Origin of the sequence: Pseudomonas citronellolis, assembly GCF_900112375.1 — a bacterium.
Classification (GTDB): domain Bacteria; phylum Pseudomonadota; class Gammaproteobacteria; order Pseudomonadales; family Pseudomonadaceae; genus Pseudomonas; species Pseudomonas citronellolis.
This window is the reverse complement of record NZ_FOLS01000002.1, coordinates 193550-214595: the sequence shown is the minus strand read 5'-3', so window position 1 is coordinate 214595 and position 21046 is coordinate 193550. Positions and strand designations below refer to the sequence as shown.

Genomic DNA, 21046 nt, shown 5'->3' with positions numbered 1-21046 from the left:
TTCGTAGGAGCGAGCTTGCTCGCGAACAAGCTCCCCGGTGACTCCGCTGCCGGGCCCACCTCTGTTCCCTCTCCCTAACCCTCTCCCTGAAGGGAGAGGGGACCGTTCGGTGTGCGTGGGTATTCCTGAGTCAGCCGGCAGCACCGAAGGTTTCCGGTTGAAACCATTCCTCCTCTCGGCACGGACAAGCCCCCTCTCCCTTCAGGGAGAGGGCTGGGGAGAGGGAGCGGAGTCAATCTGAAACACAGTTGCCGCCGGTAAACGCTGTTCGCGAGCAAGCTCGCTCCTACGAAAAGCAGCAAAGCAGCCGTCTCTTAGCGACTCGGCACTTCGCCCACCACCGTAGTCCGATACATCTCACGCCGCATCCCATGGTAGTCCGACACCGGGTAGTGCCAGGTGCTGCGGTTGTCCCAGATCGCCAGGGTGCCCTGGCTCCAGCGCATGCGGCAGGTGAAGGCCGGTTGGGTGGCAATGCTATAGAGGTAGTCCAGCAGCGGCTGCGCCTCGGCCGGGCGCATGCCCTTGATGCCGCTGGTGTAGGCCGGGTTGACGAAGAGTATTTTCTTGCCGGTCTCCGGGTGGCGCGTCACCAGCGGGTGCGAGCGGGTTTCGCCGTCGGCGTTGCCGTAGCGCACCGCCATGTTCTCCATCAGGTCGTTGTGCTTGGCCTCGGCGCCGTAGGCGCGTTCCGGGCTGTGGACGGCGTCCAGGCTCTCCAGTTGCGCGCGCAGCTTGGGCGACAGCCATTCGTAGGCCAGCGCCAGGTTGGCGTAGAGGGTGTCGCCGCCGAACGGCGGAATGTCGTGGCCGTAGAGCAGGGTGAAGGCCGGCGGGCGCTCCTGGAACGACCAGTCGCTGTGCCAGGCGCCGCCGAACACCACCGGCGTCTTCTCGTCGGCCTCCTTGACCACCCGTACCACGTGGGGATGGTCGGGCAGGCCCTGCACGTAGGGCTCGCGGCCGAATTCGCCGAGGCGCAGGGTGACCGCCTCCAGGTCCTCGACACCCAGCGACTGCCCGCGGATGAACAGCACCTTGTGCGCCAGCAGCGCCTGGCGCAGCTCGGCGAAGCCTTCCTCGCCCAGGCTGCGCAGGTCGACGCCGCTGACGTCCGCGCCTATGGCGCCGGTGGCTGGGAGTATCTGGAAGTGGCGGTAGCCGGCGGCGCGGTTCTGGCTCGGCAAGGCGTAGAAGAACTCGAACATGGGGTGCCCTCTTGTTGGTGTTGTCGGCCTGTTGAGGATGGTCGCCGTGGCGCACTTGCGCCATGATGATCGGCGCCAGAAATTGATGATTCCCGCCACTTGCAGGAGGCCCCATGGACTGGCGACAGACCCGTGACATCACCGGCGTGCGCCACCTGCTCGACTGCGCCCGCAGCGAGGGCCTGGCCGCGGAGGCCTGCCTGGTGGGCAGCGCCATCGAGCCGCGCGAGCTGTCTGGGCGCCACGCGCAGATCCAGGCCTGGCAGGAGCTGGCAGTGATCCGCAACCTGCTGCAACAGGGCGCTCGTCCTGGCCTGGGCTTCGCCGCCGGGCGCCGCTACCACCTCACTTCGCTGGGGCTGCTGGGCTTCACCATGCTCGCCTGCCGCAGCCTGCGGGAAGCCTTCGAGACCTTCGGCCGCTACCAGAGCCTGGCCCTGACGCTGTGCCCGGTGAGCCGCGAGGCCGAGCCGCGCGGGCACTGGATGATTTTCGACGACCAGGTGCTGCCGCCGGACGCCCGCGCCTTCGTGGTCGAGCGCGGCATCGCCGGCTGCCTGCAACTGGCCGGCGAACTGCTGCAGCGCCCGGTGCAGCCGCTGGCATTGGAGCTGCGCGCCGAGGCGCCGGCCGACCTCGACGCCTACGCCCGCGCCTGGCCGTATCCGGTGCGCTTCGGCGCCCCGCGCAATGCCCTGCTGTTCGCCCGCGCCGACCTGGAGGCCAGCCTGCCGCAGGCCAACCCGGACAGCCGCAGCAGCGGCGAGCAACTGTGCGAGAAGCTCTGCGAGGAACTGGCGCTGCCCCTGGCCGCCACGCCCACCGCGCGGGCGGTGCAGCGCCTGCTGGTGCGCGATGCCGCGAGCCTGCCGGGTTGCCGCGAGGTGGCGCAGCGCCTGGGGCTTTCCGAACGCACCCTGCAGCGCCGCCTGGCCACCGAAGGGCAGCGCTTCCAGCCGCTGAGCGACGGCATCCGCCTGCACCTGGCCGAGCGCCTGTTGCTGGAGTCGCGCATGGACCTGAACGGCGTCGCCCAGTGCCTGGGCTATGCCGAGGCGGCCAGCTTCTGCCGGGCCTTCCAGCGCTGGACCGGGACCACCCCGGGGCGCTGGAAGCGCCAGGCCGGGCCGCTGTCGCTGCTCTGACCGCGGGCAAAAAAAGACCGGCCAGCGGCCGGTCGAGCGAGGGTGGAAATAGTTTTCAGGCGCAGACCGCGGCGATGGCCCTGGCCAGGTCGTCCAGGCGGCTGGCGTCCAGCCCGGCGACGTTGGCGCGGCCGCTGCCGACCAGGTACACGCTGTGTTCCTCGCGCAGGCGGCGCACCTGGTCCGGGCTCAGGCCGGTGTAGGAGAACATGCCGCGCTGGATGGCGATGTGCGCGAAACGCTCGGCCAGGCCGTGGGGCTGCAGCGCCTCGACCAGGCCCAGGCGCAGCCCGGCGATGCGCGTGCGCATGGTGGTCACTTCCTCCAGCCACACTTGCTTGAGGTCGCGGTCGCCGAGAATGGTCGCCACCACCTCGGCGCCATGGGCCGGCGGCGTGGACCAGAGATTGCGCGCCAGGCTGGCCAGCTGGCTGCGCACGTTGCCCAGTTGCTCGGCGTTGGCGGCGCAGACGATCAGCGCGCCGACGCGGTCGCGGTAGAGGCCGAAGTTCTTCGAGCAGGAGCTGGTCACCAGCAATTCCGGCAGGCTCTCGGCGAACAGCCGCACGGCGCGGGCGTCTTCCTCCAGGCCGTCGCCGAAGCCCTGGTAGGCGAAGTCGATCAGCGGCAGCAGCTCGCGGCGGCGCACCACTTCCAGCACTTTCTGCCAGTCGTTGTAGGCCAGGTCGAAGCCGCTGGGGTTGTGGCAGCAGGCGTGCAGCAGCACCACGTCGCCGTGGGGCACCTGTTCCAGGGTGGCGAGCATGCCTTCCACGTCGAGGTGGTTGTCGGCGCCGACGTAGGGGTAGTGGTGCACCTTCAGGCCGGCGGCGGCGAACAGCGTCTTGTGGATCGGCCAGGTCGGGTCGCTCACCCAGATGCCGCGGCCGGGCAGGCAGCGGGCGATGAAGTCCGCGGCCAGGCGCAGGGCGCCGGTGCCGCCGGGCGTCTGGCTGGCGTCGGCGCGCTGGCTGGCCAGCAGCGGCGAGTCGCTGCCCAGCACCAGTTCGCACAGGCGCGCGGCGAACAGCGCATCGCCGTGGCCGCCGACGTAGCTCTTGGTGGTCTCGTGCTCCACCAGGCGCTGCTCGGCCAGCTTCACCGCGCGGGGGATCGGCGTCAGGCCCTGGGCGTCCTTGTAGACGCCCACGCCCAGGTCCAGCCTGGCCGGGTTGGGGTCGGCGCGGTAGGCGTCGAGCAGGCCGAGGATGGGGTCGCCCGGCACGCGCGGGATGGGGGCGAAGTGGTTCATTTGCGGCCTTCGGCGACCTTGGCCAGCTCGTCGGTGCGCGCGGCCATGATGAAGTCGTTGCGGTGCAGGCCCTTGAGCTCGTGGCTCCACCAGGTGACGGTGACCTTGCCCCACTGGGTGAGCAGGTCCGGGTGGTGGCCTTCTTCCTCGGCGATGGCGCCAACGGCATTGGTGAAGGTCAGGGCGTGGCGGAAGTTCTTGAACAGGTACACGCGCTCCAGCTCCATGTGGCCGTCGCGGACCTCGATGTTCCAGTCCGGGATCTGCTTGATCAGGGTCGCCAGTTCCTCGTCGGAGACGTGGGGCGCGTCGGCGCGGCAGGCTTCGCAATGGGCTTGGTTGAGGGCGGTCATGGGGTTCTCCTTGTAGGGTTCGTCACGCAAGACATTGAGCTTAGGAGTGTAGGAGCGAGCTTGCTCGCGAACCGCATGGCACTGCGTTTGTTCGCGAGCAAGCTCGCTCCTACGAAAAGATGTCGGGCAGGCCTCGGGGCTCAGGCTGCCTGCTTCGGCGGGAACTTGGGCGCGTGCAGGCCCAGCTGCATGGCCTGGCGGACCAGCGCCATGATGTCCTGGTGGGCCAGTTCGAACAGGCGCTTGAGTTCCGGCAGCACGAAGTACAGCGGCTGCAGGATGTCGATGCGGTAGGGCGTGCGCATGGCCTCCACGGGGTCGAAGGCCTGGTGCTCGGGCTCGCCGGAGAGGCTGTAGACGGTCTCCTTCGGCGAAGAGAGGATGCCGCCGCCGTAGATGCGCTGGCCCTGCGGGGTGTCGAGCAGGCCGAACTCGATGGTCATCCAGTACAGCCGCGCCAGGTACACGCGTTCTTCCTTGCTGGCGGCCAGGCCGAGCTTGCCGTAGGTGTGGGTGAATTCGGCGAACCAGGGGTTGGTCAGCAGCGGGCAGTGGCCGAAGATTTCGTGGAAGATGTCCGGCTCCTGCAGGTAGTCCAGCTCCTCCGGTGTGCGGATGAAGGTGGCCACCGGGAACTGCTGGCTGGCCAGCAATTCGAAGAAGGTCTGGAAGGGGATCAGCGCCGGGACGCGGGCCACGCGCCAGCCGGTGGTGGCCTGGAGCACCTTGTTGATCTCGCCCAGTTGCGGGATGCGCTCATGGGGCAGGGCGAGCTGCTCGATGCCGTCCAGGTATTCCTGGCAGGCGCGGCCTTCGATCACCTTGAGCTGGCGGGTGATCAGGGTGTTCCAGACCTGATGCTCGGTTTCGGGGTAGTGGATGAAACCGTCTTCGTCAGGTTGGCGGGCCACGTACTGCGTTGTCTTCATGGGTCCTCCGGCTTCGAGGCCTTTGTTGTTTTGATGCCTCATCAATAGCCGCGTCGGCGTGCCCATGCAGCCCCCGTGGGCCTTGGGCGAGCGCTGGAAATCCCCTTCGCCCGTAAAGAAAAGATTACGAATCGCGCCGAATCGCGAGTCATCGGCTTGCTGCTGGCGTCTGCTGTCACATATTCTTGACGGAAATTTCCGCCTCGCCGGCGAAATCCGGCCGGGTACCGCCCCGCACAACGACAATCTCCGGGCTCGCCATGCGTATCAAAGTCCACTGCCAGAACCGCGTCGGCATCCTGCGCGACATCCTCAACCTGCTGGTCGACTACGGCATCAACGTCAACCGCGGCGAAGTCGGCGGCGAGCAGGGCAACGCCATCTACCTGCTCTGCCCGAACCTGATCAACCTGCAGTTCCAGTCGCTCAAGCCCAAGCTGGAGGTCATTCCCGGGGTGTTCGGCGTCAAGCGCGTCGGCCTGATGCCCAGCGAGCGCCGCCATCTGGAGCTGAACGCGCTGCTGGCGGCGCTGGACTTCCCGGTGCTGTCCATCGACATGGCCGGACAGATAGTCGCCGGCAACCGCGCCGCCGCGCAGCTGCTCGGGGTGCGCGTCGACGAGGTGCCGGGCATTCCCCTGGCGCGCTACGCCGAGGACCTCGACCTGCCGGAGCTGGTGCGCGCCAACAAGGCGCGGATCAACGGCCTGCGGGTGAAGATCAAGGGCGACGTGTTCCTCGCCGACATCGCCCCGCTGCAATCCGAACACGACGAAAGCGAGGCCCTGGCCGGCGCCGTGCTCACCCTGCACCGCGCCGACCGCGTGGGTGAGCGCATCTACAACGTGCGCAAGCACGAGCTGCGCGGCTTCGACAGCATCTTCCAGAGTTCACGGGTGATGGCCGCGGTGGTGCGCGAGGCCAGGCGCATGGCGCCGCTGGACGCGCCGCTGCTGATCGAGGGCGAGACCGGCACCGGCAAGGAACTGCTGGCCCGCGCCTGCCACCTGGCCAGCCCGCGCGGCCAGGCGCCGTTCATGGCGCTGAACTGCGCCGGGCTGCCGGAATCCATGGCCGAGACCGAGCTGTTCGGCTACGGCCCCGGCGCCTTCGAGGGCGCGCGCCCGGAAGGCAAGCTCGGCCTGCTGGAGCTGACCGCCGGCGGCACCCTGTTCCTCGACGGCGTCGGCGAGATGAGCCCGCGCCTGCAGGCCAAGCTGCTGCGCTTCCTGCAGGACGGCTGCTTCCGCCGGGTGGGCAGCGACGAGGAGGTGTACCTGGACGTGCGGGTGATCTGCGCCACCCAGGTGGACCTGTCCGAACTCTGCGCCAAGGGCGAGTTCCGCCAGGACCTGTACCACCGCCTCAACGTGCTCTCGCTGCACATCCCGCCGCTGCGCGAATGCCTCGACGGCCTGGCGCCGCTGGTGGAGCACTTCCTCGACCAGGCCAGCCGGCAGATCGGCTGCCCGCTGCCGCAGCTGGCGCCCCAGGCCATGGACCGCCTGGGCCGCTACCACTGGCCGGGCAACGTGCGCCAGCTGGAGAACGTGCTGTTCCAGGCGGTGTCGCTGTGCGAGGGCGGCACCATCAAGGTCGAGCACATCCGCCTGCCGGACTACGGCGCGCCGCACCCGCTGGGCGACTTCTCCCTGGAAGGCGGCCTCGACGCCATCGTCGGCCGCTTCGAACGCGCAGTGCTGGAGCGCCTGTACCGCGAGCACCCCAGCAGCCGGCTGCTGGGCAAGCGCCTGGGCGTGTCGCACACCACCATAGCCAACAAGCTGCGCCAGCATGGGCTGGGGCAGGGCGGGGAGTCCTGACATCGGGGCTCCGCGCCTGGTCCGGGCTCCGCCCCTGTAGGAGCGAGCTTGCTCGCGAACCCGGATTCCCGGCCGACTCCAGACTATCCGCCCACACCGGACAGCCCCCTCTCCCGCTTGCGGGAGAGGGCGATCGCGGATGAATCCGCTCCTACACCCGTGCCCGACCGTAGGGCGGATAACCGTTCGCGGTTATCCGCCGTTGGCCGTGACGTCGGTCAAACGGCGGATAACGCCGTAGGCGTTGTGCGCCCTACGGGTTGTCCCGTGCCGCCGTAGGATGGTGTTGAGCGAAGCGATACCCATCGCCACAACCGCATGGGTTTCGCAAGCTCAACCCATCCTACGAGAAGCCGTGCCCGCCGGTATGGCAGGAGCGGACTCCGTCCGCGATCACCGACACACGCCAGCCGGATCGCGAATAAGATCCGCTCGGTTTGCCTCTTTGCACCGTGCCTCCCTGTAGGAGCGGGCCCTGCCCGCGAATCGCGCGCAGGGCGCGCTCCTACATGGGAATGGTGTGGATGGGGATCGCGTAGGAGCGGACTCCGTCCGCGATAGACTCCGCCGGCGGATGTCACCAGGTCCTTACCCGCTGCCCCTTCACGCAGGCGCGCACCTCGTCGTCGATCAGGTTCCCCGGCTTGATGCACTCGGTCAGGCTCCGGGAACTGTCGGTGTACTTCATGGGCTGGGCCGTGACCTTGCCGGCCGGGCGCTCCAGGCCCAGGCGGCCGAGCAGGGCGTGCCAGCGCGCCTCGCCCCACTGGTGGCTGGCAGGGTTCTGCCAGAGGGCGCCGGCGCCTATCGCCAGCGCCACCAGCAGGGCCAGTTGCAGCAGGTGCCTGAACGCCCGGCGCAGGTGCCACTGCCGCCGGCGCGGCGGTGGTTCGCCGGGCTGGCCGGGGTTCTTCAGGTTCTGCCAGTACCAGTCGCGGTCTTTCTCGGCCATGTCTCGCGGTCCGTCGGGGGAATCCGCGAAGGGTAGCGCCCGGCTCAGCCGCCGGAAAGCAGGCGGCGGGCCAGGCGTTCGTTGCCGGTGAGGTCGGCCAGGTGTTGCAGCTGGTTGTTCTCGTAGGCCTGGTTGAAGGTCGCCACGTCCAGCGCCAGGACCTTGCGGAAGGCCGTCAGCGCCTCGGCGCCGGCCTGGCCGGCCACCTCTTCGCCGTAGCGGGCGATCAGGTCGAGCATGGCCAGCGGGTAACGCACCGGCAGGCCGATGCGCACGTGGATCAGGCCGATGTTCAGGCGCTTGAGCGCATAGGTGTCGTCGTAGACGCCGCCGAACAGTTCGCAGAACCAGGTGGCCAGGGATTCCCCCAGGCGCTTCTGGTCGGTGATGAACTCGCGGGTGGCCTCCTGGCTCAGCAGGCGTTGGTAGAAGTCTTCGATCAGCGCCGGGCTGATGGCTTTCGCCTGTTCGGCGAGGCCTGCGAGTAGTGCGCATTCCTTGTCGGACAGGTTCAGCAGGGCGATCAGTTCATGAACGATGGCGGCGTCCTTGGTGGCCCAGGACAGGCGGTCTGCGTGCATGGGGGCTCCTCAGAGAATGCCGTCGAGCGTGGCGAGGCTGTCCGCCACTTCGAGGTTGATCAGGCCCACGTTGCTGTCGCGCGCGGCGACGATCGCCAGGCAGGCCTTGTCGCCGGCCAGGTGGATGAACACCCGGCCGTCTTCCGCCAGCAGGCTCAGTTCCTTCATCGCGCCGCTCTTGAGGGTTTCGCCGATGCGCCGGCCCACGCCCAGGGCGGCGGCGGCCATGGCTGCGATGCGCGCCGGCTCGATGCCATGGTCGCTGATGGCGTCGACGATGGGCATGCCGTCCAGGCTACCGAGCAGCACCCCGCGGATGCTGGGGACCGACTGCCGGAGGCGGTCGAGTTCGGCTTGCAGGCGTTCTTGTCGGGTCATGGGGTTTCTCCGTGGTGGGGGTCGGGTGATGGGGCGTCGTTGGCCAGCAGCTGTACCAGAACATCGCAGGCGCTCTGCCGGTCGCGGGCGTCCGTGGCGATGACGTGCTGCGGTGGCAGGTCGAAGTAGGCGGCGACCTCGGCCGGCACCCAGGCCTGGTCGTCGGCGTCGCAGTGGGTGAGGGCAACGATGAAGGGCACCGGCTGCACGCTGGTGATCGCTTCGAGGATGCTGCGGGCCTGGCCGAACTGTTCCGGGTGGTCGGCGGCCAGCATCAGCACCAGGCCGTCGGCGCCTTCGCTGAGCAGTTCCCACATGAAGCTGAAGCGCTCCTGGCCGGGCGTGCCGAACAGATGGATGTCGGTGGCGCCCAGGGTGATCCGGCCGAAGTCCAGCGCTACAGTGGTGTTCGCCTTGCCGATGGCTTCGCTGCTGGGCACCTCGGTGTCGACGACGGGGATTTGCGAGAGGTTGCGGATCAGGGTGGTCTTTCCCGAGCCCACGGGCCCGGAGACGACGACCTTGATCGGATGTGCGCTGTCCTGGTTCATGGACGGAAGAGCCTCTTCAGACGGCTGGCGAGGGTGGGGTTGGCATGCCGGGTCGATGCGCCGGCGCTCTCGTGGGCGCGCACCGGCCAGATTTTCTTGATCTCCCGCAGGTGCTGCAGGGATGCGCAGGTCTCGCGGACTTCCAGCTTCAGCGCCTGGGCCAGCTGCCGCGCGCTGCAACCCTCGGCCAGCAGGGGCATGGCCCTGGCCAGGAAGGCGTCGAGTTCGGCCGGCAGCGTGACCGTGCGCCCGCGGATCAGCACGAAGCGCGTGTCCGGGTGCACCGACGGCTCCGCCCGGGACGATGGCGCCAGGCTGGCGAGCACCTGGTCGATGGGCAGGCGCTGGCCGGGTTTCGCCTCCATGGGCGGCGTGGGTTCGAAGTGAAAGCTGGCGTCGCCGATCGACTGCAAGGCCCGCTTGATCTCGCCTGGCTCGCCGAGCGGTTGTTCGAGGGTCAGGCCGAGCAGCTGTTCGTTCTGCAGCCGCAGGCGGAGCCGCCTGCCGTCCGGTTCTTCAAGCGTCAGCTGGCCTGCGCGCTTGCCGATGACCGACAGGACTTCCGCGAGCGGGAAGTCGGAGAGCTTGCCGAAAATTGCCAAACGAAATGTCCTCCAGGGCGGGCTGGGCGCCCTGTCCTGGTAGGAAGTCAGTGCGCGATTCGTGATGCGCCGAGATGATAAGGGGACGCGTTGTTATGACATGCCCGTACTGCTTGTAGGTGATCTCCGAGGGGCGCTGTCGTTTGTGTAGAGTGCTAAGGCTGTTTCCTTCGGTCCCCCATGACCTGGCCACGCGATGCCTGCGCCGCGCCAGGTAAGCCACGATCGGCGGTGCTTGAGGGCCATGCCCGCCGCCACCATATTGGTGTCCATGAACCGACTCGCCAGCAGCGCCACGCCCGCCGACGTCCTGCAGGGCTTCCACCCCGCCGTCGCCGCCTGGTTCGCCCGCCATTTCGCCGCGCCGACCCCGGCCCAGGTGCAGGCCTGGCCGTCGATCCGCGCCGGGCGCTCGACCCTGGTGGCCGCGCCCACCGGCTCCGGCAAGACCCTCACCGCCTTCCTCTCGGCCATCGACCAACTGGTGCGCGAGGGCCTGGCCAACGGCGGCGAGCTGCCGGACCGCACCTGCGTGGTCTACGTCTCGCCGCTCAAGGCGCTGTCCAACGACATCCGCATCAACCTGGAAGAACCCCTGGCCGGCATCCGCGCCGAGCTTGAGCGCCAGGGCCTGCCGGCCGTGGATATCCGCAGCGCGGTGCGCACCGGCGACACCAGCCAGGGCGAGCGCGAGGCCATGCGCCGGCGGCCGCCGCACATCCTGGTGACCACCCCGGAATCGCTCTACGTGCTGCTCGGCTCCGACTCCGGGCGGCAGATGCTGGCCGGCGCGCGCAGCGTCATCGTCGACGAAATCCATGCCCTGGCCGGCAGCAAGCGCGGCAGCCACCTGGCGCTGTCGCTGGAGCGCCTGCAGGCCTTGTGCGCCGAACCGCTGGTGCGCATCGGCCTGTCCGCCACGCAGAAGCCCATCGAGGCGGTGGCGCGGTTCCTCTGCGGCAACGCCGACTGCCGCATCGTCGACATCGGCTACAGCCGCGCCCGCGACCTGGGCATCGAAGTGCCGCCGGCGCCGCTGGAGGCGGTGATGTCCCACGAGGTCTGGGACAGCGTCTACGACCGCCTCGCCGCGCTGGCCGAGGAACACCGCACCACCCTGGTGTTCGTCAACACCCGCCGGCTGGCCGAGCGCATCACCCGCCACCTGGGCGAGCGCCTGGGGATAGACAAGGTCGCCGCGCACCACGGCAGCCTGTCCAAGGAACAGCGCCTGGGCGCCGAGCAGCGGCTCAAGGCCGGGCGCCTGAAGGTGCTGGTGGCCACCGCCTCGCTGGAGCTGGGCATCGACATCGGCGACGTCGAGCTGGTCTGCCAGGTCGCCTCGCCGCGTTCCATCGCCTCTTTCCTGCAGCGCGTCGGGCGTTCCGGGCACAGCGTCGGCGGCACGCCGAAAGGGCGGCTGTTCCCCACCTCCCGCGACGAACTGATCGAATGCGTGGCGCTGCTCGACAGCGTGCGCCGCGATGAACTGGACGCCCTGGCGATCCCCCGCGCGCCGCTGGACGTGCTGGCCCAGCAGATAGTCGCGGAAGTGGCCTGCCGCGAATGGAACGAGGACGAGCTGTTCCAGCTGCTGAGCCACGCCCAGCCCTACGCCGACCTGCCGCGCGAGCGCTTCGACGCCGTGCTGCGCATGCTCGCCGAGGGCTACGCCAGCCGCAACGGCCAGCGCGGCGCCTACCTGCACCGCGACGGCGTCCACGGCCTGCTGCGTGGCCGGCGCGGCGCGCGGCTGACCGCGGTGACCTCCGGCGGCACCATTCCCGACGCCGGCGACTACCAGGTGCTGCTGGAGCCCCAGGGCCTGACCGTGGGCACGGTGAACGAGGACTTCGCCGTGGAAAGCCTGGCCGGCGACGTGTTCCAGCTGGGCAACGTCTCCTATCGCATCCTCCGCGTGGAGCCGGGCAAGGTGCGCGTCGAGGACGCCCAGGGCCTGCCGCCGAACATCCCGTTCTGGCTGGGCGAGGCGCCGGGGCGCAGCGACGAGTTGTCGGTGAGCGTGTCGCGCCTGCGCGAGCGCCTGGACGTCCTGCTCGCCGAAGGGCAGGGCAGCGACGCCCCCCTGGCCCCGGCGCTGCGCTGGCTGGAGGACGAGCTGGGCCTGCAGGAAGCCGCGGCCCGGCAACTGGTGGAATACCTGGCCCGCGCCCGCGCCGCCCTTGGTGTGCTGCCGAGCCAGTCGGCGCTGGTGCTGGAGCGCTTCTTCGACGAATCCGGCGGCATGCAGCTGGTGCTGCATTCACCCTACGGCAGCCGCATCAACCGCGCCTGGGGCCTGGCCCTGCGCAAGCGCTTCTGCCGCACCTTCAACTTCGAGCTGCAGGCGGCGGCCACCGAGGACGCCATCATCCTCTCGCTGTCCACCAGCCATAGCTTCCCGCTGGACGAGGTGTGGCGCTATCTGAATTCGAAGAGCGCCGAGCACGTGCTGATCCAGGCCCTGCTCGACGCGCCGCTGTTCGGCGTGCGCTGGCGCTGGAACGCCACCACCTCGCTGGCCCTGCCGCGCTTCCGCGGCGGGCGCAAAGTGGCGCCGCAACTGCAGCGCATGCGCAGCGAGGACCTGCTGGCGGCGGTGTTCCCCGACCAGGTGGCGTGCCTGGAGAACATCGTCGGCGAGCGCGAGATTCCCGACCACCCGCTGGTGGCCCAGACCCTCGACGACTGCCTGCACGAAGCCATGGACTGCGAGGGCTGGCTGGCCCTGCTGCGGCGCATGGAGGCCGGCGAGGTGGCGCTGCACGCCCGCGACCTGCCGGCGCCTTCGCCGCTGGCGGCGGAAGTGCTGAGCGCCAGCCCCTACGCCTACCTCGACGACGCCCCGCTGGAAGAACGCCGCACCCAGGCCGTGCTGAGCCGGCGCTGGAGCGACCCGGAATCCGCCGACGACCTCGGCGCCCTCGATCCCGAGGCCATCGCCGCGGTGCGCGCCGAAGCCTGGCCCGAGGCCCGCGACGCCGACGAGATGCACGAGGCGCTGACCGGCCTGGGCTGCATCCTCGCCGAGGAAGCCCGCGCCAACCTGGGCTGGGAACTGCTGCTCGGGCGCCTGGCCAAGGCCGGGCGGGCGACGCGCCTGCGCAGCGGCGCGGCCGACCTCTGGGTGGCCGCCGAACGCCTCAGCCAGTTGCGGGCGGTCTATCCACAGGCACGGCTGGTGCCCGAGCTGGACCTGCCGCTGGCGTTGCAGGAAGGCTGGTCCGCCGAAGACGCGCGCCTGGAACTGCTGCGCGCGCGCCTGACCGGCTTCGGTCCGCGCACCCAGGCGCAACTGGCCATGGACCTCGGCCTGCCGCCTGCCGACATCGCCTTCGCCCTGGCCGGCCTGGAGCGCGAGGGCTACGTGCTGCGTGGCCGCTTCAGCCCCGGCATCGACGACGAGGAGTGGTGCGAGCGCCACCTGCTGGCACGCATCCACCGCTACACGGTGCGCCGCCTGCGCCGCGAGATCGAGCCGGTGGAGCGCGCCGACTTCATGCGCTTCCTGTTCGACTGGCAGCGCGTCTCCAGAACCACCCGGGCGCGCGGCGCCGAGGCCCTGGCCGGCGTGCTCAGCCAGCTGGAAGGCTTCCAGGCCGCCGCCGGGGCCTGGGAAAGCGACCTGCTGCCGGCGCGGGTGGCCGACTACGGCATCAACTGGTTGGACGACCTGTGCCGCGCCGGCCGCCTGGTCTGGGCGCGCCTGCCCAGCCGCGGCACGGCGCGCGGGCGCAGCGGCGCCGGGCCGCTGCGCAGCACGCCCATCGTCCTGCTGCCGCGCCGCCAGTTGCCGCTGTGGGGCGCGCTCTGCGCCGATGCGCCGGAGGCCGAGCTGTCCTCGAAGGCGCAGAAGGTGTTGCAGGCGTTGCAGGAGCAGGGCGCACTCTTCTTCGACGAACTTACCAGCGAGGCGCATCTGCTGCGCAGCGAACTGGAAATGGCCCTGGGCGAACTGGTGGCGGTGGGCCGGGTGAACGCCGACAGCTTCGCCGGCCTGCGCGCGCTGCTGCTGCCGGCGGCCAAGCGCAGCCGCCAGGAGCGCCGGGCCCGCACCCCACTGTTCGGCATGGCCGACGCCGGCCGCTGGGCGCTGCTGCGCCGCCCGCGCAGCGAACTGATCGAAGGTCAGCCACCGCGCCTGCAGGCGGAAGTGCTGGAACTCGTGGCCATGACCCTGCTGCGCCGCTACGGCGTGGTCTGCTGGCGCGTGCTGGAGCGCGAAGCCGACTGGCTGCCGCCCTGGTGCGACCTGCTGCGCGTCTACCATCGCCTGGAAGCCCGCGGGGAAATCCGCGGCGGACGCTTCGTCGCCGGCCTCACCGGTGAACAGTTCGCCCTGCCCGAGGCCGTCGGCCTGCTGCGCGAAGTGCGCCGGCGCGAAAAGGACAGCGAATACCTGGTGCTCTCGGCGGTGGACCCGCTCAACCTCGCCGGCACCCTGCTGCCGGGCAGCAAGGTACCGGCAGTAGCCGGCAACCGCGTGCTCTACCGCGACGGCGCCGCCCTGGGCGCGCTCATCGCCGGCAAGCCGGTGCTCTGGGCGGAACTGCCGGCGGAGGAAGTGGCGAAGGTGCGGGAGCTACTGATCCGGCGCTAGATCACGCTTCATGCTTTTCGTAGGAGCGAGCTTGCTCGCGAACCCATGTCGCTCGCGAGCAAACCGCTGCAACCTCAGAACCTAATCCGCCCCGTAAAGGCATCCCTGAGCATCACCCAGTCGCCCATGAACGACCACAGCGGGTACTTGAAGGTGGCCGGGCGGTTCTTTTCGAAGACGAAGTGGCCGACCCAGGCGAAGCCGTAGCCGGCGAAGGGCAGGGCGATGAGCCACAGCAGGTTGCCGCTGACGATGGCGTAGGCGAGGATCGCCAGTACCAGCAGGCTGCCCACGTAGTGCAGGCGGCGGCAGGTGGGGTTGCTGTGTTCCTGCAGGTAGAAGGGGTAGAACTCGGCGAAGCTGTGGAAACGCTCGGCGGTGTGGGTGGTCATGGCGCACCTCCTGTTGTTGTGATGGCCGCAGTCTACGAAGGCGGCCGATGACTTGCAGATGACCCCTGCAGCCAGTTTAGTATCCGACCCCGCCATTCCTTGCGCGCGCCGACAACAAGAAGAACCGAGATGCCTGAGCGTACCACTCTGTCCAGTTGGGTTCGTGGGATCCTCCTCGCCATCGAGCTGGAGGGGCTGGACGGCCGCGAGCTGTTCGCCGAGCTGGGGCTGGACCTGGCGGCCCTGGCCGAACCCGATGCACGCTTCCCCCAGGACGACATGACGCGCCTGTGGCAGCTGGCCGTGCAGCGCAGCGGCAACCCGGCCATCGCCCTCAATTTCGCCCGCGTGCACACCCCGGCGTTCCCGGTGCTGGGCTATTCGATGATGTCCAGCCGCAACCTGGCCGAGGCCTTCGAGCGCCTGGAGCGTTACCAGCGGATCATCGCCGAGGGGGCGGACGTGAGTTTCCGCCGCCTGCCCGAGGGCTGCCTGTACAGCGTGCAGGTGCACGGCGACCGCCTGTTGCCGCCGCGGCAGAGCGCGGAGAGCGCGCTGGCCAGCATGATCGCCCTGGTGCGCTGGATCACCGGGCGCGACATCCGCCCGCTGGAGGTCCGCCTGGCGGGCGAACCGCCGGTCGACCTGGCGCCCTACCAGGCGCTGTTCCAGGCGCCGCTCAGCCATGGCCACGGGCAGTGCGCCATGCTGTTTTCCCACGAGGACATGAATGCGCCGCTGCCGACGGCCAACGCCGAACTGGCGCGCCTGCATGACCGTTTCGCCGGCGAGTACCTGGCGCGCTTCGGCAGCAGCCGCTTCAGCCACCAGACGCGCCAGGTGCTGTGCCGCCTGCTGCCCCAGGGCGAGCCGCGGCGCGAGGTGGTGGCGGAAATCCTCCACTTGTCCGAGCGCACTCTGCAGCGGCGCTTGCAGGAGGAGGGCAGCAGCTACCAGCAACTGCTCGACGACACCCGCCGCGAGCTGGCCCAGCAGTACCTGGCGACGCCGCACATGACGCTGCTGGAGATCGCCTACCTGCTGGGGTTCTCCGAGCCGAGCAACTTCTTCCGCGCCTTCCGTCGCTGGTTCGGGGTGACGCCGGGGGAGTATCGGGAGCGGTTGTAGGCGGTCGAGGGAAATGCCATGCCTCCCCGGTGATCGAGCGGGCCCTGCCCGCGAATCGCGCGCAGGGCGCGCTCCTACATGGCTGTGGCGTATGGGGCAACCCGCAGGAGCGGATCTCATCCGCGAATCGCGCCGATACGTCCGGCCATCGCGGACAAGGTCCTACCGCATGAGCGAGCATGGCTTTTCGTAGGATGGTGTTGAGCGAAGCGATACCCATCACCGCAACCGCATGGGTTTCGCCAAGGCTCAACCCATCCTACGAAAAGCGTCTCGGTGCAGCCGGCAAGACAGTTGCTCCTACGCCCGTGTCTCCTGGAACCGTAGGAGCGGACTCCGTCCGCGATTATCCGCGCAGGCTCAGAAGAACGACCGCGACGCCTTGAAGGTCACGGCGCTGTCGCAGTAGGCGTTGTGCCCCGAATAGGCGCTGCAGTCCGTCCCGCTCAGGCTGCTGCCGCTGTAGGAGAAGTTCAGGTCCAGGCCCAGCCAGGGGCGGCTGAGGTTCACCGACCAGTCGTTGAAGCCGCTGACGTAGCCATTGGTCACGCTCACCGGGTTTTCCAGGCTGTAGCTGGCGTATTTCAGCGTCAGGTCGAAGCCCAGCGGCGGCGTCAGGCCCAGGTCGGCGAACAGGGTGGCGCTGCTGCGCCCGGCGCTGTTGCTGTAGGCGGCGCCCAGGCGGCTGCCGAAGATCGACAGGCCGCCGTAGACGTCCTGGGTGTCCAGGTCCGGCCGCTGCGGGTGCACGTAGCGGATGCTGCCCAGCTCGTAGCCGAGGTGGCCACTGCCCAGCGGGCGCTTGAAGCCGGCGTAGGAGTCGACTTCGGTGGGCTTGTCCGGCTCCAGGTTGGCGGCCCAGCCGCCGAAGTACCAGCCCGAGTCGTGGCTGGCGTCGAGCCCGCCGTGCAGGCTGTCCAGGCCGCCGGGCTGGACCAGGCCCTGGGCCATGCTGCGGGCCGGCGAGGTGGCGAGCTTGAGGTCGAAGTCGCCGAGCTGGCGCTGCATGACCTGGGCATTGGCGGCCAGGCTGGCGCACAGCGTGGCGCCCAGCAGCAGACGGTGGATGATCATGGCTCCCCCCTCGATCTTCGAAATGCTCCTTGGCAGGTGCGGTCCCCTCCGCACCTTTACAGGGTAAATCCATTCCTTGACCGGGCAATGACCGGCGGTCCATTTGTCGGCCGGAGCGAACCTTTGCGTACCGGCGTTCATCGAGGTTGCCGGGCCGCGGACTAGCTGCTAAATCTTCCCCAGCATGCGCAGTTCATTCAGCAGGGAGGCCTCCATGGCCATCACATCCGTACCTTCGGCCGACGGCCAGGAACTGACCATCGTCGTTCAGGGCCGCTTCGACTTCGGTGCGCACCAGGAATTCCGCGACGCCTACGAGCGCGTCGAGACCACCCCGCGGCGCTACGTCGTCGACCTCAAGGGCGCCACCTACCTGGACAGCTCGGCGCTGGGCATGCTCCTGCTGCTGCGCGACCACGCCGGCGGCGAACATGCGCAGATCAGCCTGGCGCACTGCAGCCCGGACGTGCGCAAGATCCTCTCCATCTCCAACTTCGAACAACTGTTCCGCATTTCCTGAGCCGTGGCGGTCATGGCCAACTTCCTCACGGTCCTGATCGCCGACGACAACGCCGCCGACCGCCTGCTGCTGTCCACCATCGTCAGCCGCCAGGGCCACCGCGTGCTGACCGCCGCCAACGGCCTGGAGGCCCTGGCGCTGTTCGAGCAGGAGCGCCCGCAGTTGGTGCTGATGGATGCCCTGATGCCGGTGATGGACGGCTTCGAGGCGGCCCGGCGGATCCGCCGCCAGGCCGGCGAGGAGCTGGTGCCGATCATCTTCCTCACCTCGCTGACCGAGACCGAGGCCCTGGTGCAGAGCCTGGAGGCCGGCGGCGACGACTTCCTCTCCAAGCCCTACAACCGGGTGATCCTCGAAGCCAAGATCCGCGCCATGGGCCGCCTGCACCACCTGCAGCGCGAGGTGCTGGCGCAACGCGACCTGATCGCCCGGCACAACGAGCACCTGCTCAACGAGCAGCGGGTAGCCAAGGCGGTGTTCGACAAGGTGGCGCATTCCGGCTGCCTGAACGCGCCGAACATCCGCTACCTGCAATCGCCCTTCGCGCTGTTCAACGGCGACCTGCTGCTGGCCGCCTACAAGCCCTCCGGCGGCATGCACGTGCTGCTCGGCGACTTCACCGGCCACGGCCTGCCGGCGGCCATCGGTGCCATGCCGCTGGCCGAGGTGTTCTACGGCATGACCGCCAAGGGCTACCCGATCGCCGACATCCTCCGCGAGATGAACGCCAAGCTGAAGCGCATCCTGCCGGTGGGCGTGTTCTGCTGCGCCAGCATGCTCAACCTGAGCTTCCAGCGCGGCCTGCTGGAGGTGTGGAACGGCGGGCTGCCCGACGGCTACCTGTTCCGCCAGGGCCGCGAACTGCAGCCCCTGGTGTCGCGCCACCTGCCGCTGGGCATCCTGGAGCCGGCGGCCTTCGACGAGGCTTGCGAAGTCTTCCCCATGGAGGACGGCGACCGCGTGTTGCTGTTCTCCGACGGCGTGCTGGAGGCGCGCAACCCGCAGGGCGAGATGTTCGGCGAGCAGCGCCTGCGCCAGGTGTTCGAGGAGCAGCGCGACGCTTCGCGGCTGTTCGACGGGGTGAAGGCGGCGCTGGTGCGCTTCCGCGGCGAGGCCCAGGACGACCTGAGCATGCTGGAGGTGGCCCTGGTGCCCGATGCCAGCCTGCAGCGGCCGCCGCTGGCCTTCTCCGAGAGCGGGCTGGGCGGCACCCAGGACTGGTCCTGCAGCTTCGAATTCCGCTCCCCTACGCTGCGTCACTTCAACCCCCTGCCGTTCCTGTTGCAGCTGCTGATGGAGGTGCATGACCTGCGCCCCCGCGGCGGGGCGCTGTACACGGTGCTCGCCGAGCTCTATTCCAATGCCCTGGAGCACGGCGTGATGGGCCTGGAGTCGCGCCTGAAGTGCGACGCCCAGGGCTTCGCCCGCTACTACGAGGAGCGTCGCAAGCGCCTGGAAAGCCTCGACCACGGCTTCGTGCGCTTCCACATCGACCTCGCCCCCCATGGCGACGGCGGCCGCCTGCTGGTGCGGGTGGAGGACAGCGGCAACGGCTTCGACGTCAATGCCGTGCTGCAGGCCCAGGCGCACTGCGCGCCGGGCTCCTTCAGCGGCCGCGGCCTGACCCTGGTGCGCAGCCTGGCCGACCGCTGCCAGTGGTCGGCGGACGGCAAGTCGGTGTCCGTGGAGTTTTTCTGGTCCGCTCAGGCATAATCCGGCACTTCCCGTGCGCCGGCCCTGGCCATGGGTAGCCAGGGAGCGAGCGAATGTCCGATGTGCATCTCGACGATGCCGTGCTGAAGGCTTTGCGGGAGGTGATGGCGGAAGAGTTTCCGCTGTTGCTGGACACCTTCATCGGCGACTCCGAAGAGCGCCTGCGCAACCTCCACGAGGCCCTGGCGGAACTCGACGGCCAGGCCCTGCGCCATGCCGCGCACAGCTTCAAGGGCAGCTGCGGGAACATGGGCGCGCCGGCCCTGGCCGCGCTGTGCAAGCGCCTGGAAGACGCCGCCCGGCAGGGCGACATGGCCAAGGCCGCCGGGCTGATCGAGCAGGTCGAGCGCGAGTTCGCCATCGTCCGCATCCTCCTGCGCCAGCAGCGCCTGCAGCGTTCCTGACGAGCGATCCGGGAAACTGGCCCGGCCCTTGCTATCTCCGTGTCATCGACGCAAACGAAAACGGAGATCGCCGATGGCTGTCGCCCCGGACATCCTACTTTCGCCGAGCCCGCCAGCGAGCCCCCGGACATCCCCGTCCAGGGCCGCGCAGGATTCGGCCAACACCAGCAACGACAAGGGTTCCAGCTTCGCCGACGTGTACGCCCAGGAAAGCCGGCCGGCGGCCAAGGAGCGCCCGCAGGCCCAGGCCAAGGCCAAGGGCGACAAGCCGCGCGCGCAGGACGACGCGCCGGCCAAGGACAGCGCCAAGGCGCCGGAAGCCGGCAGCGAGCAGCCAAAGGTTGCCGATGGCGGCAAGCCCTTGCCGGCCCAGGAGCAGGCGTCGGCGGACGACGACGGCCAGCAGCCGCCCGACCCCAGCCTCGATCCGCTGCTGGCGCTGGCCATGGGCGTGCAGCCGACGGTGCAGGACAACGCCACGCAGCTCGGCCAGGCCCAGCTCAATGCCGCCAACAGCGATGGCGACCTGCAGAAGCTCAACCAGGCCCAGGGTGTGGCCCTGTTGCCGGAGGCGGGCGCCGAGGAGGTGACCCAGGCCCTGCAGCTGCCCACCGCCGGCAAGGGCGAAATCAACCTCAAGCTGGCCGACGACCAGGGCAAGGGTGACGCCAAGCTGGACATGAGCAGCCTGCTGGCCGGCCTCAAGGACGCCCAGGGCTCGATCGAGACCAAGACGGCTGGCGCCGCCGACGAACTGGCCGGGCAACTGGCCGACAGCGTCGGCCAGCCCAAGACCGAGACGCGCAACGAGGCCTTCGCCCATCGCCTGGAGGCCATGACCCAGGCGCTCAACGGCACCCCGCAGGCGCTCACCAGCCGCCCGGTCAACCCGCAGGTGCCCGGCCAGCCGGTGGCCATGCAGCAGAACGGCTGGACCGACCAGGTGGTGGACCGGGTGATGTGGATGTCCAGCCAGAACCTGAAGTCCGCCGACATCCAGATGGAGCCGGCCGACCTCGGGCGCCTGGAGGTGCGCATCCACATGACCAGCGACCAGACCCAGGTGACCTTCGCCAGCGCCAGCGCCGGCGTGCGCGAGGCCCTGGACAGCCAGCAGCACCGCCTGCGCGAGATGCTCGGCCAGCAGGGCATGAACCAGGTCAACGTCAACGTCTCCGACCAGTCCCTGGCCCGCGGTTGGCAGGGGCAGGGCCAGCAGCAGGGCAACGCCCGCGGCGGCGCGGCCACGGCGGGCGCGGAGGGCGATGACGAGCCGGTGCTCAGCGGCGTCAGCGAAATCCGCGCGCGGCCGCAGTTGGGTGGGTTGGGGATGGTGGATTATTACGCGTAGGGCGTATAACCGTTCGCGGTTATACGCCGATACACCGCGGCCACAGCCAACGCCAAGGTCAACCCCGGAGCCGCCGGGTGCCGCGGCCAA

19 protein-coding genes are annotated in these 21046 nt (G+C 69.4%); 8 read left to right on the top strand and 11 right to left on the bottom strand.

Going from position 1 to position 21046, the window contains the following annotated elements:
* Positions 1 to 314 precede the first annotated feature (314 nt).
* Positions 315 to 1208: a TauD/TfdA dioxygenase family protein gene (locus BM060_RS02790; protein ID WP_074977100.1), complete on the bottom strand. Its 894-nt coding sequence runs from the start codon at positions 1206 to 1208 to the stop codon at positions 315 to 317.
* 113 nt (positions 1209 to 1321) lie between these two features.
* On the opposite strand from BM060_RS02790, the gene BM060_RS02785 reads away from it, so the two are divergent.
* A complete protein-coding gene (locus BM060_RS02785; protein ID WP_074977098.1) occupies positions 1322 to 2353 on the top strand; it encodes an AraC family transcriptional regulator in 1032 nt (343 codons plus the stop codon).
* A gap of 55 nt (positions 2354 to 2408) precedes the next feature.
* On the opposite strand, the gene BM060_RS02780 is transcribed toward BM060_RS02785, so the two are convergent.
* From BM060_RS02780 to phhA, 3 genes are all read right to left on the bottom strand, one after another.
* Positions 2409 to 3605 (bottom strand): amino acid aminotransferase, encoded by a 1197-nt coding sequence (locus BM060_RS02780; RefSeq protein WP_074977096.1) that lies wholly within the window; start codon positions 3603 to 3605, stop codon positions 2409 to 2411.
* Positions 3602 to 3958, bottom strand: a complete 357-nt coding sequence (locus tag BM060_RS02775; RefSeq protein ID WP_074977094.1) for a 4a-hydroxytetrahydrobiopterin dehydratase — start codon at positions 3956 to 3958, stop codon at positions 3602 to 3604. Before BM060_RS02775 ends, BM060_RS02780 begins: the two co-directional genes overlap by 4 nt.
* A 140-nt stretch (positions 3959 to 4098) precedes the next feature.
* Positions 4099 to 4887, bottom strand: a complete 789-nt coding sequence (gene phhA / locus BM060_RS02770; RefSeq protein ID WP_074977092.1) for a phenylalanine 4-monooxygenase — start codon at positions 4885 to 4887, stop codon at positions 4099 to 4101.
* A 260-nt stretch (positions 4888 to 5147) separates the two neighbouring features.
* Between phhA and BM060_RS02765 the strand changes: the two genes are divergently transcribed.
* The gene (locus tag BM060_RS02765; RefSeq protein WP_074977090.1) at positions 5148 to 6710 is read left to right on the top strand and encodes a sigma-54-dependent transcriptional regulator; all 1563 of its coding nucleotides are present in this window, start codon (positions 5148 to 5150) and stop codon (positions 6708 to 6710) included.
* A gap of 577 nt (positions 6711 to 7287) precedes the next feature.
* On the opposite strand, the gene BM060_RS02760 is transcribed toward BM060_RS02765, so the two are convergent.
* The 5 genes from BM060_RS02760 to BM060_RS02740 are packed head-to-tail and all read right to left on the bottom strand — an operon-like array spanning position 7288 to position 9774.
* Positions 7288 to 7662, bottom strand: a complete 375-nt coding sequence (locus BM060_RS02760; RefSeq protein WP_074977088.1) for a hypothetical protein — start codon at positions 7660 to 7662, stop codon at positions 7288 to 7290.
* A 44-nt stretch (positions 7663 to 7706) separates the two neighbouring features.
* On the bottom strand, positions 7707 to 8243 hold the full coding sequence (locus BM060_RS02755; protein WP_074977086.1) for a protoglobin domain-containing protein: 537 nt from the start codon (positions 8241 to 8243) through the stop codon (positions 7707 to 7709).
* 9 nt (positions 8244 to 8252) lie between these two features.
* Entirely contained in the window at positions 8253 to 8621 is a 369-nt protein-coding gene (locus tag BM060_RS02750) for a roadblock/LC7 domain-containing protein (protein WP_074977084.1), read from the bottom strand.
* Positions 8618 to 9172 carry a GTP-binding protein gene (locus BM060_RS02745; RefSeq protein WP_074977082.1) on the bottom strand — a complete coding sequence of 185 codons (555 nt, stop codon included), beginning with the start codon at positions 9170 to 9172 and terminating at the stop codon, positions 8618 to 8620. The genes BM060_RS02750 and BM060_RS02745 overlap by 4 nt, the downstream gene beginning before the upstream one ends.
* The gene (locus BM060_RS02740; protein WP_074977080.1) at positions 9169 to 9774 is read right to left on the bottom strand and encodes a DUF4388 domain-containing protein; all 606 of its coding nucleotides are present in this window, start codon (positions 9772 to 9774) and stop codon (positions 9169 to 9171) included. The genes BM060_RS02745 and BM060_RS02740 overlap by 4 nt, the downstream gene beginning before the upstream one ends.
* A 271-nt stretch (positions 9775 to 10045) precedes the next feature.
* Between BM060_RS02740 and BM060_RS02735 the strand changes: the two genes are divergently transcribed.
* Positions 10046 to 14374, top strand: a complete 4329-nt coding sequence (locus tag BM060_RS02735; RefSeq protein WP_074977329.1) for a DEAD/DEAH box helicase — start codon at positions 10046 to 10048, stop codon at positions 14372 to 14374.
* A gap of 74 nt (positions 14375 to 14448) precedes the next feature.
* Here the strand turns inward: BM060_RS02735 and BM060_RS02730 are convergent, their stop codons facing one another.
* Positions 14449 to 14766: an Mpo1-like protein gene (locus BM060_RS02730; RefSeq protein ID WP_074977078.1), complete on the bottom strand. Its 318-nt coding sequence runs from the start codon at positions 14764 to 14766 to the stop codon at positions 14449 to 14451.
* A 129-nt stretch (positions 14767 to 14895) separates the two neighbouring features.
* Between BM060_RS02730 and BM060_RS02725 the strand changes: the two genes are divergently transcribed.
* Positions 14896 to 15894, top strand: coding sequence for an AraC family transcriptional regulator (locus BM060_RS02725; protein WP_074977076.1), 999 nt, complete (start codon positions 14896 to 14898; stop codon positions 15892 to 15894).
* 360 nt (positions 15895 to 16254) lie between these two features.
* Here the strand turns inward: BM060_RS02725 and BM060_RS02720 are convergent, their stop codons facing one another.
* Complete coding sequence (locus tag BM060_RS02720; protein ID WP_074977075.1) at positions 16255 to 16968, bottom strand: TorF family putative porin; 714 nt, start codon at positions 16966 to 16968, stop codon at positions 16255 to 16257.
* Between the two features lie 214 nt (positions 16969 to 17182).
* On the opposite strand from BM060_RS02720, the gene BM060_RS02715 reads away from it, so the two are divergent.
* From BM060_RS02715 to BM060_RS02700, 4 genes are all read left to right on the top strand, one after another.
* A complete protein-coding gene (locus BM060_RS02715; protein WP_074977073.1) occupies positions 17183 to 17488 on the top strand; it encodes an STAS domain-containing protein in 306 nt (101 codons plus the stop codon).
* Positions 17489 to 17500: 12 nt separating this feature from the next.
* Positions 17501 to 19201, top strand: coding sequence for an ATP-binding SpoIIE family protein phosphatase (locus BM060_RS02710; RefSeq protein WP_083426715.1), 1701 nt, complete (start codon positions 17501 to 17503; stop codon positions 19199 to 19201).
* A 53-nt stretch (positions 19202 to 19254) separates the two neighbouring features.
* Complete coding sequence (locus BM060_RS02705; protein WP_074977072.1) at positions 19255 to 19605, top strand: Hpt domain-containing protein; 351 nt, start codon at positions 19255 to 19257, stop codon at positions 19603 to 19605.
* A gap of 73 nt (positions 19606 to 19678) precedes the next feature.
* The gene (locus BM060_RS02700; protein WP_074977070.1) at positions 19679 to 20956 is read left to right on the top strand and encodes a flagellar hook-length control protein FliK; all 1278 of its coding nucleotides are present in this window, start codon (positions 19679 to 19681) and stop codon (positions 20954 to 20956) included.
* Positions 20957 to 21046 lie beyond the last annotated feature (90 nt).

What these genes read in the sequence shown, in the direction of transcription:
- BM060_RS02745 (WP_074977082.1), bottom strand. Translation starts at nt 9,172, where the DNA reads ATGAACCAGGACAGCGCACATCCGATCAAGGTCGTCGTCTCCGGGCCC.
- BM060_RS02730 (WP_074977078.1), bottom strand. Translation starts at nt 14,766, where the DNA reads ATGACCACCCACACCGCCGAGCGTTTCCACAGCTTCGCCGAGTTCTAC.
- BM060_RS02775 (WP_074977094.1), bottom strand. Translation starts at nt 3,958, where the DNA reads ATGACCGCCCTCAACCAAGCCCATTGCGAAGCCTGCCGCGCCGACGCG.
- BM060_RS02750 (WP_074977084.1), bottom strand. Translation starts at nt 8,621, where the DNA reads ATGACCCGACAAGAACGCCTGCAAGCCGAACTCGACCGCCTCCGGCAG.
- BM060_RS02725 (WP_074977076.1), top strand. Translation starts at nt 14,896, where the DNA reads ATGCCTGAGCGTACCACTCTGTCCAGTTGGGTTCGTGGGATCCTCCTC.
- BM060_RS02780 (WP_074977096.1), bottom strand. Translation starts at nt 3,605, where the DNA reads ATGAACCACTTCGCCCCCATCCCGCGCGTGCCGGGCGACCCCATCCTC.
- phhA (WP_074977092.1), bottom strand. Translation starts at nt 4,887, where the DNA reads ATGAAGACAACGCAGTACGTGGCCCGCCAACCTGACGAAGACGGTTTC.
- BM060_RS02765 (WP_074977090.1), top strand. Translation starts at nt 5,148, where the DNA reads ATGCGTATCAAAGTCCACTGCCAGAACCGCGTCGGCATCCTGCGCGAC.
- BM060_RS02700 (WP_074977070.1), top strand. Translation starts at nt 19,679, where the DNA reads ATGGCTGTCGCCCCGGACATCCTACTTTCGCCGAGCCCGCCAGCGAGC.
- BM060_RS02705 (WP_074977072.1), top strand. Translation starts at nt 19,255, where the DNA reads ATGTCCGATGTGCATCTCGACGATGCCGTGCTGAAGGCTTTGCGGGAG.
- BM060_RS02760 (WP_074977088.1), bottom strand. Translation starts at nt 7,662, where the DNA reads ATGGCCGAGAAAGACCGCGACTGGTACTGGCAGAACCTGAAGAACCCC.
- BM060_RS02710 (WP_083426715.1), top strand. Translation starts at nt 17,501, where the DNA reads ATGGCCAACTTCCTCACGGTCCTGATCGCCGACGACAACGCCGCCGAC.
- BM060_RS02715 (WP_074977073.1), top strand. Translation starts at nt 17,183, where the DNA reads ATGGCCATCACATCCGTACCTTCGGCCGACGGCCAGGAACTGACCATC.
- BM060_RS02720 (WP_074977075.1), bottom strand. Translation starts at nt 16,968, where the DNA reads ATGATCATCCACCGTCTGCTGCTGGGCGCCACGCTGTGCGCCAGCCTG.
- BM060_RS02755 (WP_074977086.1), bottom strand. Translation starts at nt 8,243, where the DNA reads ATGCACGCAGACCGCCTGTCCTGGGCCACCAAGGACGCCGCCATCGTT.
- BM060_RS02785 (WP_074977098.1), top strand. Translation starts at nt 1,322, where the DNA reads ATGGACTGGCGACAGACCCGTGACATCACCGGCGTGCGCCACCTGCTC.
- BM060_RS02790 (WP_074977100.1), bottom strand. Translation starts at nt 1,208, where the DNA reads ATGTTCGAGTTCTTCTACGCCTTGCCGAGCCAGAACCGCGCCGCCGGC.
- BM060_RS02735 (WP_074977329.1), top strand. Translation starts at nt 10,046, where the DNA reads ATGAACCGACTCGCCAGCAGCGCCACGCCCGCCGACGTCCTGCAGGGC.